Origin of the sequence: Stutzerimonas stutzeri (assembly GCF_018138085.1) — a bacterium.
Lineage (GTDB): Bacteria > Pseudomonadota > Gammaproteobacteria > Pseudomonadales > Pseudomonadaceae > Stutzerimonas > Stutzerimonas stutzeri_AI.
In genome coordinates this window covers 791,288-805,288 of sequence record NZ_CP073105.1, presented here as the reverse complement: position 1 = coordinate 805,288, position 14,001 = coordinate 791,288, and the positions used below count along the sequence as shown (strand labels likewise).

Here is a 14,001-nt window from a genome sequence, read left to right as displayed (position 1 = left end):
GGCTTACCGTCCGGCGATCAGGACTCAAGAGAACGCCTGTCTAGCCGAAAGCCTTGTGCCGTCGTCGCACTGTGCGGCGCGCAACATAGGTTCAAGGGGCTTGCATGACCATCAAATTTCGCCTGATAGCGCTGGTGTCGATCGCTTTGCTATCGCTGTTCGCCGTCGGCGCGCTGGGGCTGATCCAGCTACGAAAACTCGACGCATCGGTCGCGCATATCACCAGCAATGAGGTTCCGCGCCTGGTGGATGCGAAGACCTTTGCCGGCCGCTATCAGGAACTGCGCGGCATCATCTTCCGGCACATCGCCGACCCCGATTCCGCGCGTAAGCGAACGCTCGATGAGCAGTTGCAACGCAAGGGCCGTGAGTTCGATGAGGATCTGGCACGGGCCATTGCCGATGCCGACTCGGAAGAAGCCACCCGAGCGCTGGAAGAATTCCGCAAGACGGTCAAGGCCTACCTCATCGTCGGCGAGACGGCGCTGGCCCGCTCACGCCAGAACCAGACCGAGGCCGCAATGGAACTGGCCTCAAGCCCATTCATCGAGGATGCCGCCATTCTCACCGGGCAGCTGGCGGATCAGCTTTCCGCCGATGCCACCACCGCCCTTAATGCCACCCAGCAAGCCTCTGCCGAGGCCTACCGCACGTCGTTCCGGCTTCTGCTGGGCATCGTGCTGGCGGCGCTGGTGGTGATGATGGGCTTCGGCCTTACCCTGGGCCGCTCGATCATGTCGCCCTTGCAGGCGATGCGACGGACTGTCATGACCATCGGTGAAACGCTCGACCTGACTCGCCGCGTCGGGTCCCGTTCGAACGATGAGATCGGCCAGACCGTGCAGGCCTTCGACGCCATGATCGAAGCCCTGCAGCGCAGCTTCAACGACCTGGCCAGGAACGCAGAGGATGTGGGCCGTGCCGCCGGCGTGCTGCGGGTCAATGCCAACGAATTCTCCGGCAGCTCCGTCGCCCAGGCCGACGCGGCGACGCAGATGGCCGCCGGCGTCGAGGAAATGACCGTCAGCATCGACCATGTGGCCGAACGCGCCGAGGATGCCGCCAAGCTGTCGACCGAGGCGGGCAACCGTGCCGCCGAAGGCGTCGCGGTGGTGCAAAGCACCATTGACGACCTGGGCATGATTGCCGAAGAAGTGAACGGCACCGCCGAGAGCGTGCATAACCTGCAACAGGAAACCACGCGCATCTCCACCGTTACCGGGGTGATCGGCGATGTCGCCGCGCAGACCAACCTGCTTGCCCTCAACGCGGCGATCGAAGCCGCACGCGCCGGGGAACAGGGCCGCGGTTTCGCCGTGGTCGCCGATGAAGTACGCAAACTGGCGGCACGCACCGCCGAATCCGCCGCAGAGATTACCGGTATCGTCGCGGCCATCGAACAAGGCGCCAGCGATGTGGTGAAGCGCATGCAGCAAGCCGTGCATACGGTCCAGCAGAGCGCCAGCCGTGCGGAGGAAACCGGCGTAGCGGTACAGGCGATCCGCAACGCTTCGACCCAGACCGTAGCGCTGGCCTCCGAAATCTCATATGCCATTCGCGAACAAAGCGCCGCCAGCAACCTGATCGCTGTACAGGTGGAGAAGATCGCCTTGATGAGCGAAACCAATACCGGCACCGCCAACCAGACCTCCAGCCAGGCCGACGATCTGCATGCCCTGGCCGAGCGGATGCTCACCGATATTTCACGTTACCGTTACTGAAGCAGGGGCCAGCCATGCGTTTGAAATCACTCACAGCCCTATTGCCGGCGTTGCTCGTCTGCTTGAACGTTTCTGCGGCCGAGCCGGGCAAACTGCTCATCTGGATCAATGCCGACAAAGGCCACGGCGGCCTGCAACAGGTCGCGACCCGCTTCACCGAGGCGACCGGCATTGCGGCCCGGGTCGAACACCCCGACGATCTGGCGAAGAAATTCGAAGAAGCCGCCCGCAACGGTAGCGGGCCGGACATCATCCTCTGGCCGCAGGACCGCCTCGGCGATTTTATTGCCAAGGGTCTGGTCGTCCCTGTCGAGCCACCGCAAGCATTGCGCGAAGCACTGGTCTCGGTGGGCTGGGATGCCTTCACCGTCGGCGGACGGACCTGGGGTTATCCGGTCGGCGCCGAAGCCATCATGCTGCTCTACAACAAGGCACTGATCACGGCTCCCCCGTCCTCGTTCGAAGAAATCGAGACGCTGGATAGCGAGCTCGGCAAGCGCGGCATCAAAGCCATCGGCTGGGATTACACCAATGCCTACTTCAGCTGGCCACTCTTGGCAGCCAACGGCGGCTACGTGTTCAAGCGTCAGCCCGATGGCAGCTACGACACGGCAGATATCGGCATCGATAACGCGGGCGCTCTGGCGGGTGGCCGCCTGTTGCGCCGTTTCATCGACAGCGGCGTACTGCCGCAAGGCGGGATGCCCGGCGATGCCGCACAGCAGGCGATGCATGCAGGCAAACAGGCGATGTGGATAACCGGCCCCTGGTCATGGGAAGGGCTGCGCCGGGCCGGCGTCGATTTCGGTGTCGCGCCCCTGCCCACCGTCGACGGTCAACCGGCGCGCCCCTTCGTTGGCGTCATGGGCGCGATGATCGCCGCGCAAAGCCCGAACGGCGCGGCTGCCAAGCAATTCATCGAAGGCTATCTGTTGGATAGCGAAGGGCTGCGCACAGTGAACGCCGACAAGCCCATCGGTGTGCCGCTGAACAAGCGGCTTTTCTGGGACATGGTCACGGATGAGCACCTGCGGATATCGATGGATGGCGTCACCTTCGGTCGCCCAATGCCTTCGGCACCGCAAATGAGTTCGTTCTGGGAGGCTGCCAACGCCGCGCTGCTGGACATTGCTCAAGGCACCGACGAGGCAACCGCGCTGGGCAATGCGGCACGGCAAATGCGCGGCGAAGAGATTGCGGCGGAGCCTGCCGCTGCGTCGAGTACCGAGCCTGACGAGGTTGTTTCCGAAGAATTGGAAGATATGCCGGAAGCCGATCCGGAGGCGCTTTGACGGCCGGTCGGCCTGCGCCGGTGACCTGCATTAGGTATTTAGATCAACCCTGGCGGCACTGGCGCCGCCAGGGTAGCTGATGTCTGCTGCAAGGCCCGCCGTAGCGGGCCGCGGCGATCAGTCTTCCTTGTCGTGGGTGACTTCGCCGGTCTTGCCGTCAATCTTGAATTCCCAGGTTTTGCCGTCGGCCTTGGTGCCTTCGCCTTCCCAGGAATTGTTATCGGCGTCGATCGAATGGAGCGTGGTGTAGCCGGCGGCCTTGGCCTTCTCGACAGCCTGTTCGAGGGTGATCCAGTCAGCGCCCGGCTTGTCCGCCAAGGCAATGCCGCTGGCGCTTCCGAGTACGGCGATGGCAAGAGCTGCGGTCAGTTTCTTGTGATACATGCGCGTGATCCTCTTGATGTTTCATCGATGCGAGCCGCAACGCGGCTTCTAGTGAATACGAGGCCCGCCGTCAGCAAGGGTTCCTTGCATCCCGTCTGCCATGGGCATCGAGACTGTTTCAGCGCTTGTCGATGGAGACGATCGCCGCCTCGTCGCCCTCGCTCTGGAAGCCGATGCGGACCGCGTCGCCCACTTCAAGTCCTTCGAGCTGCTGCTCTCTGACTTGAAACTGCATGGTCGAAGCCGGCCACTTCAGCGCCGGGACCGGGCCATGAGCGATGGTTACCACCTCCCGCTCGCGATCTATGGCCTCGATCGTGCCGGTGGCATGCACGACCGGCTCGGAGACCATTTCGGTGGCGGGTCCGGCGTCGATATCCGGCGTTGGCGCCGGCGTCGTGGGCTTGAGCAGATCTTCGGCCAGCGCAGGCTGAACGAGTAGCGCCAGGCTTAGCGTGATGCAATGAAGCGCTTTCATGACAGACCTCCTGAAACAGGTGGACGTACGCGTATTGGACAATACGCCCGCATGTATTGCTGCCGGTGAATGTTTGTCCGCGTTCAGCTTGGCGTAAGCCGCGATTCGTAACCTGTGAATCGTCGAAACCCACACAGGAAAACGAACCATGAAAACACTGACTACGCTGATCACTGCCGCCACCCTCGCCCTGGGCGCCAACCTGGCCATGGCCCGCGACCTCGGTCCGGACGAAGCGCTGAAGCTGCGCGACGCCGGCACCATCCAGTCGTTCGAAAAGCTCAACGAAGCCGCACTGGCCAAGCACCCCGGCGCCACCATCGAGGAAACCGAGCTGGAAGAGGAATACGGCCGCCACATCTATCAGCTTGAATTGCGCGATAACAAAGGTGTGCAATGGGACATGGAACTCGACGCCAAGACCGGCGAAGTGCTCAAGGACCATCAGGACGACTAATGCGTGCCACCTTCTTCCTAGCGACTCCCTTGGCTCTGCTGCTCGTCGCCACCTCGGCGGCGAGTCGCGACCTCGATCAGGACGAGGCCCTGCGGCTACGCCGCGAGGGGCTGATCATGCCGCTCGAAACGCTGGTGCAGCGCGCCATGGAGCGCTATCCAGGCGCCCGGCTGCTGGAAGCCGAGCTGGAAGAGGATGATGGCATCTACATCTACGAAATCGAATTGCTGACCACCAACGGCATCGCTCGCGAACTGGAATTCGACGCGCGCGATGGCCGTCTGCTCAAGGATGAAGAGGACTGATGCGCCTGCTACTGGTCGAAGACAATGTGCCACTGGCAGACGAATTGATCGCCAGCCTCACCCGCCAAGGCTATGCCACCGACTGGCTGGCCGATGGGCGCGACGCCGATTACCAGGGCAGCAGCGAACCCTATGACCTGATCGTTCTGGACCTCGGCCTGCCCGGCAAGCCGGGGCTCGAAGTCTTGCGCGCCTGGCGCGCACGGGGTTTGGCGACGCCGGTGCTGATCCTCACCGCCCGCGATTCCTGGGCCGAACGCATCGAAGGGCTGAAAGCCGGCGCCGACGATTACCTGACCAAACCCTTCCATCCCGAAGAATTGCTGCTGCGCATCCAGGCGCTGTTGCGCCGTGCCCACGGCGTGGCCAATCAGCCGCTGTTGCAGGTCGGTGGTCTGGCATTGGACGAGGCACGCCAGCGCTGCAACAAGGACGGCGAGGACATCGACCTGACCGCCGGCGAGTTCCGCCTGCTGCGCTATTTCATGTTGCACCCCGGCCAGCTGCTGTCCAAAACCCAGCTGGCCGAGCATTTGTATGACGGTGAAACCGAGCGCGATTCCAATGTCATCGAAGTGCACGTCAATCGCCTGCGCGGCAAGCTCGGCCGCGAGCTGATCGAAACCCGTCGCGGCCAGGGCTACCGCTTCGGCGGCGCCCTTTGAAGTCGATCCAGCGCAGCCTCAGCATCGGGCTGATTTCAGCGCTGCTGCTAATTGGATTGCTGCTGGTGCAGACCAGCCTGTGGCTGTTCGAGACCGGGCTGCGCCGCAACCTGGCCGACGACCTGCGGGAAGAAACCGAAGGCCTGCTGATCGCCATGGTGCGGGGCACGGAAGGCTTCAAGCTCGACGCGACCCGGCTCAACCCGCGTTATCAACGGGCCTTTTCCGGCCATTATTTCCGCATCGAACTGCCGACGCGCAGTTGGCGATCGCGCTCGCTATGGGATGCAGAGCCGGCATGGCCGAGCGATAACGGCCTGGCCCGCGACCTGGTGGACGGGCCACAGGGACAGCGACTGTTGAGTTATCGCGCCGAATACCACCGTGATGGACAACTCATCGTCATCAGCGTGGCGCGCGACTACACGCCGATACTCGAAAGCTTCGCCCAGGTTCGCCTGGGCGGCCTGGGCCTGGTGGGCGTTGCCCTCTCCATATTGCTGTTGTTGCAACGCTATGCCGTCAAGCTCGCCATGCGGCCGCTGGAGCGCGCACGCCAGCAGATCGCGCAACTGCAGCAGGGCGAGCGCCAGCAATTGGATATCCAGGCTCCGGTCGAACTGCAGCCGTTGGTGGAACAGATCAATCACCTGCTGGCGCACACCGACGAGACGCTCAAGCGCTCACGGCACGCGTTGGGCAATCTGGGACACGCGCTGAAAACGCCGCTGGCGGTGCTCGGCAGCCTTGTCCGGCACGAGGAACTGCAGGCTCATCCGCAACTGCAGGCAGCGCTTCGCGAACAGCTGGAGCAGATCCAGCAGCGCGTCGCCCGTGAGTTGGGGCGCGCGCGTCTGGCTGGCGACGTGCTACCCGGCGCCTATTTCGATTGCGCCGCGGAGCTCGCGCCGCTATTCGACACGCTGCATATGATCCACCGCCGCGGCCTGCATCTGCATTGGCATACGCATGAGGACTGCCGCCTGCCCTGGGACCGGGAAGACATGCTCGAGCTGCTCGGCAACCTTCTGGACAACGCGTGCAAATACGCTCGATCAGCGGTGCTGTTGAGTATCGAACCGACGCCTGAGGGCTATCTCATTCGGGTTGAAGACGACGGGCCGGGAATACCGGAAGATCAACGCGAAGCAGTGCTCGAGCGCGGCATTCGTCTAGACGAGCGCGCCGAAGGACACGGGCTGGGACTTGGCATCGTGCGGGATATCCTCGCCGCCTGGAATGGCCGGCTGACCCTCGGACAGAGTGCTCTGGGCGGGCTGCAGGCCAGCGTTCATTTGCCTGCGCACAAGCGTCGGGCGGAATGATCGAGCGAATCGGGGATAAAAGACGGTGACGCGGTTTACTGCGGGCGCGCCAGTTCTCTGCGCATGTCGTCCAACATGGTTTCCACCAGCAAGCCGTTCTGCACTTGCCGGCCAGAGACCGTCCGAATGGCCTCTGTACCGTTGATGGGATAGCCGACGCGAACCACCAGGTAGCCATCGTCCTGGGGCTCTACGCGGGTTTTGTAGTCAGCCGGGAAATTCTCGGCAAGGTAACGGGACAAGGTTTTCATGAACGCCTCGTGCGCTGAGTCTGCAACAAAGACCCGGCGATGCACTTGGAGATTCCGAACCACTCATCGGATGACCGTCCATCGACAAAAAACTGTAAAGCGCAACGCCCGTCCCGATCACTCCCGGTCGTTCGCACCGTAGGCCAGCCAGGCCAGAACACCCATGCCGGCGGCGGCGGTAGCGGAAAACAGCAGCACGTTGGATAACAGGCTCATGTCTCATCGTCCTCGTTCGGCTCGCTTGATGCACACCCGGAATATATGTAGCTTTGCGCGACACGTCGAGCTAGCCGATAGTGGCCTGTAAAGTTTTCCAGCAGATGAGGCGCGTATGAAACGCAAGCAATCGATCAGCCAGATCCGCTGGGATCTGGCCCTGCGTTACCGCCTGATAGAGACGATCGCCTGGTGGGAAGGCCGTCTGACCACGGGTCATCTGATACAGAGTTTCGGCATCAGCCGCCAGCAGGCATCGAAGGACATCAACACCTACCTCAACGAGCACGCGCCGAAAAACCTTACATATGACCGTCACCTGAAGGGTTACAAGCCGAGCAAGCAGTTCGAGCCACTGTTCATCGACGGCAGCGCCAGCGCTTACCTGCATCTGCTGGACCAGAACCGCGACCGCGCCCCGCACATCGAGGGCTTGGCTCTCGCCTATGCGCATACCGACGTGCTGCACATGCCCGACCGCAGCATCCGCCCCGAGGTGCTGCGGCCGATCCTGCGGGCCTGCCGCGAAGGGCTGCGGCTGGAAACCGAATACGTCTCCCTCGCCCATCCCGACGTCGAGATCCGCGTGATGGCGCCGCACACCCTGGTCTTCACCGGTACCCGCTGGCATGTGCGCGCCTATTGCGAGAAGAACCGCGGCTTCCGCGACTTCGTCCTCAGCCGCTTCCGTGGCGAGCCGGACCTGATGGACGTGAGCGACAACCGGGCCGAGCAGGACGAGGCCTGGAACACGCCGGTGGACGTGATCATCGAGCCGGACGTGCGGCTGAGCGCCGAGCAGAAATCGATCATTGAGACCGATTACGGGATGCAGGATGGCGAACTGCGCATCGCCACCCGTGGGGCGCTGGTGCAGTACGTGTTGCAGCGGTATCAGATCGATCCGAATACGGTGCTGGCCAATGCGGCGGCGCAGCAGATTCAGGTGAGGAATCTGCAGGGGTTGAAGGTTTGGTTGTACTCGTGAGGCTTAGACGGAGCCTGTCCACTCTCAGGAGCGAGCTGGCTCGAGTTCAGGTCCAGGCGCAGGCCTGTGCGTATGACGCCGCGCTTTCCTCCGTCCGACCCACAGGTTGCGCCTTGCACGGCGCGTCACTTTTTCTTGTGTGGCCAAGAAAAAGTAACCAAAAAGAAGGCCACCCCTGCATCCGGGTTTTGCTTCGCAAAACTCCCCTCCCTCCGGCGCCGCTCCGGGGGCCGTCGCGAAGGGACATCCATGTCCCATCACTCCTCGCTCGGCATCCATGCCTCGCGTCCTCCTACGCAGCGCCTACGCTCGGCCTCCTGAAGGGGAACCGGGTCCGAGGCGTCTGGAGGTCTTGGAACAGCGACAGCAACAAAGCGCTTCCCTCGGATGCTGGCTCCGTAGGGTGGAAAACTGCGAAGCATTTTCCACCGAAATCGACGCAACGTTTGGTACCGAACTTTGCCAACGAAAATCGGTGGGTAAGCTTCGCGTTACCCACCCTACGTCGAGCTCTTACAACCGCCTCGCTGCATGCCCTATCAGACACCACCGAATCGCCCCTTTCACAAGGCCGAGTACATCAGCTTGTAGGGCGGGTGCAACCCATCAAACTCTTGCGATGGGCTTCGCCCATCCTACGTTTTGTCGACCCTAGTCCAGTGCAGCCCCATTCGCGGTCGAGACCGCTCCCACAAGGACGCGTCCTGCTTCCACAAGGAGGCGTCTTGGAATGCCAGCAGCCTTCTGCGCCCTCAAGCCTCGGCACCTCTCAACTGCTCGGAACTGCCCAACCGACGGCAAAGCAACGCCACCCCGTGGGAGCGGTCTTGACCGCGAAGCTTTTATCCAGCCAACAGAAACACCGGAGCGCTGGCCAGAACCTGAAACCAAACCAAACGCATCCCGGAACAACGCACAGCCCCAATCGCGGTCAAGATCACTCCCACAGCGTGCGGCATCGCTACCCCAGCGCCCGGCCAACGACGGTCGCCGTCCATCTCTTCAAGAAAGCCCTACAGCCATGCGCCTGATCCACACCTCCGACTGGCACCTCGGCCAGACCCTCCACGGCCAGGACCGCGACTACGAACATGCCCAGTTTCTCGCCTGGCTGCTCGACCAGCTCAGCCTGCATCAGCCCGACGCCCTGCTGATCGCCGGCGACATCTTCGACACGGTCAATCCGCCGCTCAAGGCCCAGGAACGGCTGTACGACTTCATCGTCCGCGCCCATGAAAAACTGCCGCAGTTGGACATCGTCATGATCGCCGGCAACCACGACTCCGGCGGGCGCATCGAGCTGCCCGGGCCGCTAATGAGACGCCTCAACGCCCACGCCATTGGCCGCATCAGTTGGGTCGCGGAAAATCGACTCGACCACGGCCGCCTGCTGGTACCGCTGCACGATGCGCAGGGCGAGGTGGCCGGATGGTGCCTCGCCCTGCCCTTCCTGCGCCCCGCCGAAGTCACCGGCGGAGAGGCAGGGGATGACTACATGCTCGGCATCCGCCACGTCCACCAGCACCTGATCGCCGCCGCCGAAGCCCAACGCCAGCCCGGCCAGGCGCTGATCGCCATGAGCCATGCGCATATGGCCGGTGGCGCGGTGTCGGAGGATTCGGAGCGCAACATCGTCATCGGCAATGCCGAGGCGCTGCCGGCCAGTCTGTTTCCCGAGCCCATCGCCTATGTCGCCCTTGGCCACCTGCACAAGCCGCAAAAAGTCGCTGGCCAGGAGCGCATCCGTTACAGCGGCTCGCCGTTGCCGCTGTCGTTCGGCGAGATCAACTACCCACATCAGGTATTGCTGGTGAGTTTCGATGGCGACCAGTTGAGCCAAATCGAAAGCCTGCCGGTGCCGCGCGCCGTGGAGATGATCCGCATCGGCCGCGCGCCACTGGCAGAGGTCATCGCCGCCCTCGAGGCGCTGCCAGCCATGGGACTGTTCACTGAAAACCTGCCCTGGCTGGAAGTACGCGTACAGCTCGACGAGCCACTGCCCGACCTGCGTCAGCGCATCGAAACCGCGCTGGCTGGCAAGGCCTGCCGCCTGGTGCGCATCGCCAGCGAGTACGCCAGCAAGCGTGGCGAGGTCGACTCGGAAGTCCTGCTCGGCCTCGACCAGATCACCCCGCAGGAACTCTTCGCCCGCGCCTGGGAAGAACAGTTCGGCAACCCGCCGGACGAGCAGGCGCTGGACGACTTTGCCAGCCTGTTGCAAGGCGTCGAGTTCGCCAGCGAAGGAGACGGCAAATGAAGATCCTCGCCATCCGCCTGAAAAACCTTGCATCGCTGGCGGGCGAGCAGGTCATCGACTTCACCGCCGAACCGCTGGCCAGCGCCGGCCTGTTCGCCATCACCGGACCTACAGGTGCCGGCAAGAGCACCATTCTCGATGCCTTGTGCCTGGCGTTGTTCGGCAGTACGCCGCGCCTCGACGGCGCTTCGCTGCTGAGCAAGGTGCCAGATGGCAGCGACGAGATCGGCAGCGGCGACGAGCGCAATCTGCTGCGCCGTGGCTGCAGTAGCGGCTACGCCGAGGTGGATTTCGTCGGCATCGACGGCCACCGCTACCGCGCTCGCTGGGAAGTCAAACGCGCCCGCGAGAAGGTTGACGGCCGCTTGCAGGCCAGCAGCCAGAGCCTGCTGGATCTGGATCGCGACCAGCTCCTGGCCAGCGGCAAGAAGCGCGAATTCAAGGAGCTGCTCGAAGCCAGACTCGGCCTGACCCTGGCGCAGTTCACCCGCGCCGTGCTGCTGGCCCAGAGCGAGTTTTCCGCCTTCCTCAAGGCCGACGACAACGACCGCGGCACCCTGCTGGAAAAGCTCACCGACACCGGCCTCTACAGCCGCCTCGGCCAAGCCGCCTTCGAAGCGGCCAAGCGCGCCCGTGAAGCGCTGGCTACGCTGCACCAACAGGCCGGCGGTGTACAGCCCCGGGAACCCGAGGCGCGCCAGGCGCTGGAGGCACAGTGGCAGGAGCAACAAGCCGAGCTGAAAGAGCTGCAACAGCATCTCTACATGCTCAAGCAGCAGCGCCAATGGCTGCAGGACCTGGCGCGTCTGCAAGCAGAGCGTGACGGCGCCCGACGGCAGCTCGCCGGGGCCGAAGAAGAGCAGGAAAACCTCGCTGACGCCCGGCGCATCCTCGACCTGTTCGAGCAGCTGGCGCCGCAACGCCATCGCTTTCTACGTGAGAGGGAACTGACTCCGCTGCTGGCAAAGGTCGAGGCTACGCTCGCCCGTCACGCAGGAGAACACGCCGCCGTACAGCAGCGACTCGAAACGCTGGAACAGGCCTGCCGGAACGCCACCGAGGCGCTGAAAGCCGCCGAGCATGGGTTGAAGGCGGCCGAACCACGATTGGCTGCAGCGCGCCGTGAAGAGGAGCGTCTCGTCCACCTGCGCAGCGATCTGCGCGACGCCCAGGGACAGGCCGAACAGGCCGAAATCGCGAGCAAAACCGGTGAACGCACCCTCGCCCAGCTACGCCAACATCAGGAGCAGGCCGCCAGGCAGCTCGCCAGCCTGAACGACCAGCTCACCACCAGCGCCGAATTGCAACCGCTGTGCGCAGCCTGGAGCGGCTACCGCCCACGTCTGCAACAGGCCGTACAGATTGCCGCCCGCCTGCAGCAAGGCCGGCAGGAATTGCCCGGATTAGAAGCTGCCTCTAGAGCTGCCGAAACGGCGCAGGCCAAAGCCAGAGAGGCTCTGGATGAGTTGCAGAAGCAGATCGGTGGGGAGGCCAGCCTTGGCGACCAGCTGGCGCAACTGACGACCAAGCTCGAAGCGCTCCGCGAAGCCGAACGTGCGTTCGACAGCTTGCACGGCCTCTGGTCCCGCCAACAGCAGTTGGCCGCGCAGCAGCACAGGTTGCAGGGCGACAGGAGCCGTCAACAAGAAGAGCTGGACAAGCTGACCGAAGCCGGCAAGCGCGCCCGAGCCGAGCGCGACGACGCTGAAAAAGCGCTGAAAGTCGTGCAGGCGCTGCTGGATCGCCAACGCCTCGCCCGCAGCGCCAATGTCGAGGCCCTGCGCGCCGCGCTGGTACCGGGCGAGCCATGCAGCGTCTGCGGTAGCGCCGAACACCCCTGGCACGACGGCGAAGCGCTGCTCGCTGCACTCGATCAGCAGGACGAGCGCGAAGCCGAGCAGACGCAATCGCAGCTCAAAGCCCAGGAGGAAAAGCTGCAAGCCCTGCGCGATCAGCACATCGCCCTGTCCTCCGAGATCAAGCAGAACGGGCACCGACAAGCGGAAATCGCCGACGACCTGGCGAAGCTCGATGCTCAGCTGGCCGAGCTGCCGGCGTACACGGAACTGCTGAACCAGGCGCAAGCAGAGCGGCAGTCCTGGCTCGACAACCGCATGGCCTCGCACAAGTCCGCTATCGCTGACGCCAATAACCGGCAACGCGAACTGCTCAACCTGCAACGGCAGACCGAAGCGTTGCAAACGGGCTGGCAGAGCGCACGTGACGCCTGCGTTCAAGCCACGCAGATCCTCGCCGCACAGCGCGACGCCATCGCCCGCGACGATGCGCGGCTCGAGGAAGAGCTGGCGGAGTTCGCCGCGCTGCTGCCCACAGACATGCTCGAGCGTTGGCGCGAAAAACCGGCCGAGACCTTCATGCACCTGGACGGACGGATCGAGGCGCGGCGCCAGCAAGTCGAGCAACAAACGGAACTGGCCGACGAGCAGCAGCAACGCCAGGCCGCGCTGGAGCGCGAGCAGTTGCAACAGCAGCATCGCCTGGCGCAGCACAAGGCATGCGCCGATCGGCTCGCAGAGCTTCAGACCCGCGAACGGGCCTGTCGCCAGGCTCTAAACGATAGCCTCGGCGAGCAGCCCAGCGCGCAGGCCTGGCAACAGGCGCTCGACAGCGCAATCCAGACAGCCCGTCAGCAGCAGGCTGAGGTCGATCAGCAACTGAACGAGGCACGGGTCGAGCTGACCCGCCTCGCAGGCGAGCAGGAAAATTGCAGCCGGCGCCGCGCCGAGCTGCTGGCCGAGCGCAGCACGCTCAGCGAAGAGCTTGAGACCTGGCGCGCCGCGCATCCTGATCTGGACGACGCGACGCTCGAACAATTGCTGCAACTGGACGACACACTGCTCGCTGAGGCACGTGAGTGTCTGCGCGCCAACACCGAGCAGCTTGTCCGAGGGCGCGAGCGGCTGGAGGGCTGCGAGCAACGGCTGCAAACGCATCAGGCTGGACAGCCGAACCCGCCGGACGCCGAAACGCTGGAGACGCAACTGAACGCTCAGCAAGCCAGTTGCGACGGTGCCGAACTGCGCTGCAGCGAAACCCGCGCCGCGCTGCTCGATGATGATCGTCGCCGTAGTCAGAGCCAGACGTTGCTGGAGCAGGTTGCCGCGGCGACCGCCGAAAGCCAGCGCTGGGGCCGCATCGCCGCCTTGATCGGGACGAGTGACGGCGGCGCCTTCCGCAAGATCGCCCAGGCCTACAACCTCGACCTGCTGGTGCAGCACGCCAACGTGCAGCTGCGCCAACTGGCCCGACGTTACCGGCTCAAGCGCGGCGGCAGTCCGCTGGGATTGCTGGTGATGGACACGGAGATGGGCGACGAGCTGCGCTCGGTGCATTCGCTGTCCGGTGGCGAGACATTCCTCGTCTCCCTTGCGCTGGCGTTGGGCCTGGCCTCGATGGCATCGAGCAAGCTGAAGATCGAATCGCTGTTCATCGACGAAGGCTTTGGCAGCCTCGACCCCGAATCGCTGCAGATCGCCATGGACGCGCTGGATTCGTTGCAGGCCCAGGGCCGCAAGGTGGCGGTGATTTCCCACGTGGCGGAAATGCACGAACGCATCCCGGTGCAGGTCCAGGTGCAGCGACAAGGCAACGGCCAGAGCGGGCTGAAGATCGTCGGCGGGCCGGGCGGCTAAGGCCGCGCC

The 14,001-nt window shown here is 63.9% G+C and carries 12 protein-coding genes; 9 read left to right on the top strand and 3 right to left on the bottom strand.

Translation table 11 applies throughout. The features are described 5' to 3' along the window. The first annotated feature begins 104 nt into the window (after positions 1 to 104). Both KCX70_RS03900 and malE read left to right on the top strand, forming a co-directional pair. A complete protein-coding gene (locus tag KCX70_RS03900; protein WP_212619336.1) occupies positions 105 to 1,721 on the top strand; it encodes a methyl-accepting chemotaxis protein in 1,617 nt (538 codons plus the stop codon). Between the two features lie 14 nt (positions 1,722 to 1,735). Beyond that, entirely contained in the window at positions 1,736 to 3,013 is a 1,278-nt protein-coding gene (gene malE / locus KCX70_RS03895; RefSeq protein ID WP_212619335.1) for a maltose/maltodextrin ABC transporter substrate-binding protein MalE, read from the top strand. 117 nt (positions 3,014 to 3,130) lie between these two features. Here malE and KCX70_RS03890 read toward each other — a convergent pair whose 3' ends face one another. Both KCX70_RS03890 and KCX70_RS03885 read right to left on the bottom strand, forming a co-directional pair. Continuing rightward, the gene (locus KCX70_RS03890) at positions 3,131 to 3,397 is read right to left on the bottom strand and encodes a PepSY domain-containing protein (protein WP_058075205.1); all 267 of its coding nucleotides are present in this window, start codon (positions 3,395 to 3,397) and stop codon (positions 3,131 to 3,133) included. A 118-nt stretch (positions 3,398 to 3,515) separates the two neighbouring features. Continuing rightward, positions 3,516 to 3,875, bottom strand: coding sequence for a copper-binding protein (locus KCX70_RS03885; protein ID WP_212619334.1), 360 nt, complete (start codon positions 3,873 to 3,875; stop codon positions 3,516 to 3,518). 148 nt (positions 3,876 to 4,023) lie between these two features. On the opposite strand from KCX70_RS03885, the gene KCX70_RS03880 reads away from it, so the two are divergent. The 4 genes from KCX70_RS03880 to KCX70_RS03865 are packed head-to-tail and all read left to right on the top strand — an operon-like array spanning position 4,024 to position 6,627. Then, a complete protein-coding gene (locus tag KCX70_RS03880; protein ID WP_212619333.1) occupies positions 4,024 to 4,332 on the top strand; it encodes a PepSY domain-containing protein in 309 nt (102 codons plus the stop codon). After that, the gene (locus KCX70_RS03875) at positions 4,332 to 4,637 is read left to right on the top strand and encodes a PepSY domain-containing protein (RefSeq protein ID WP_212619332.1); all 306 of its coding nucleotides are present in this window, start codon (positions 4,332 to 4,334) and stop codon (positions 4,635 to 4,637) included. The genes KCX70_RS03880 and KCX70_RS03875 overlap by 1 nt, the downstream gene beginning before the upstream one ends. Further along, positions 4,637 to 5,302, top strand: coding sequence for a response regulator transcription factor (locus KCX70_RS03870; protein WP_212619331.1), 666 nt, complete (start codon positions 4,637 to 4,639; stop codon positions 5,300 to 5,302). The genes KCX70_RS03875 and KCX70_RS03870 overlap by 1 nt, the downstream gene beginning before the upstream one ends. Beyond that, on the top strand, positions 5,299 to 6,627 hold the full coding sequence (locus KCX70_RS03865; protein WP_212619330.1) for a sensor histidine kinase: 1,329 nt from the start codon (positions 5,299 to 5,301) through the stop codon (positions 6,625 to 6,627). The genes KCX70_RS03870 and KCX70_RS03865 overlap by 4 nt, the downstream gene beginning before the upstream one ends. Positions 6,628 to 6,662: 35 nt before the next feature. Here KCX70_RS03865 and KCX70_RS03860 read toward each other — a convergent pair whose 3' ends face one another. Further along, the gene (locus tag KCX70_RS03860; protein ID WP_021207532.1) at positions 6,663 to 6,878 is read right to left on the bottom strand and encodes a hypothetical protein; all 216 of its coding nucleotides are present in this window, start codon (positions 6,876 to 6,878) and stop codon (positions 6,663 to 6,665) included. A 331-nt stretch (positions 6,879 to 7,209) separates the two neighbouring features. Here KCX70_RS03860 and KCX70_RS03855 point away from each other — a divergent pair, with 331 nt between their 5' ends. From KCX70_RS03855 to KCX70_RS03845, 3 genes are all read left to right on the top strand, one after another. Beyond that, positions 7,210 to 8,082: a helix-turn-helix transcriptional regulator gene (locus KCX70_RS03855; protein ID WP_212619329.1), complete on the top strand. Its 873-nt coding sequence runs from the start codon at positions 7,210 to 7,212 to the stop codon at positions 8,080 to 8,082. Between the two features lie 1,021 nt (positions 8,083 to 9,103). After that, positions 9,104 to 10,339, top strand: coding sequence for an exonuclease SbcCD subunit D C-terminal domain-containing protein (locus tag KCX70_RS03850; RefSeq protein ID WP_212619328.1), 1,236 nt, complete (start codon positions 9,104 to 9,106; stop codon positions 10,337 to 10,339). Continuing rightward, the gene (locus tag KCX70_RS03845) at positions 10,336 to 13,992 is read left to right on the top strand and encodes an AAA family ATPase (RefSeq protein WP_212619327.1); all 3,657 of its coding nucleotides are present in this window, start codon (positions 10,336 to 10,338) and stop codon (positions 13,990 to 13,992) included. Before KCX70_RS03850 ends, KCX70_RS03845 begins: the two co-directional genes overlap by 4 nt. Positions 13,993 to 14,001 lie beyond the last annotated feature (9 nt).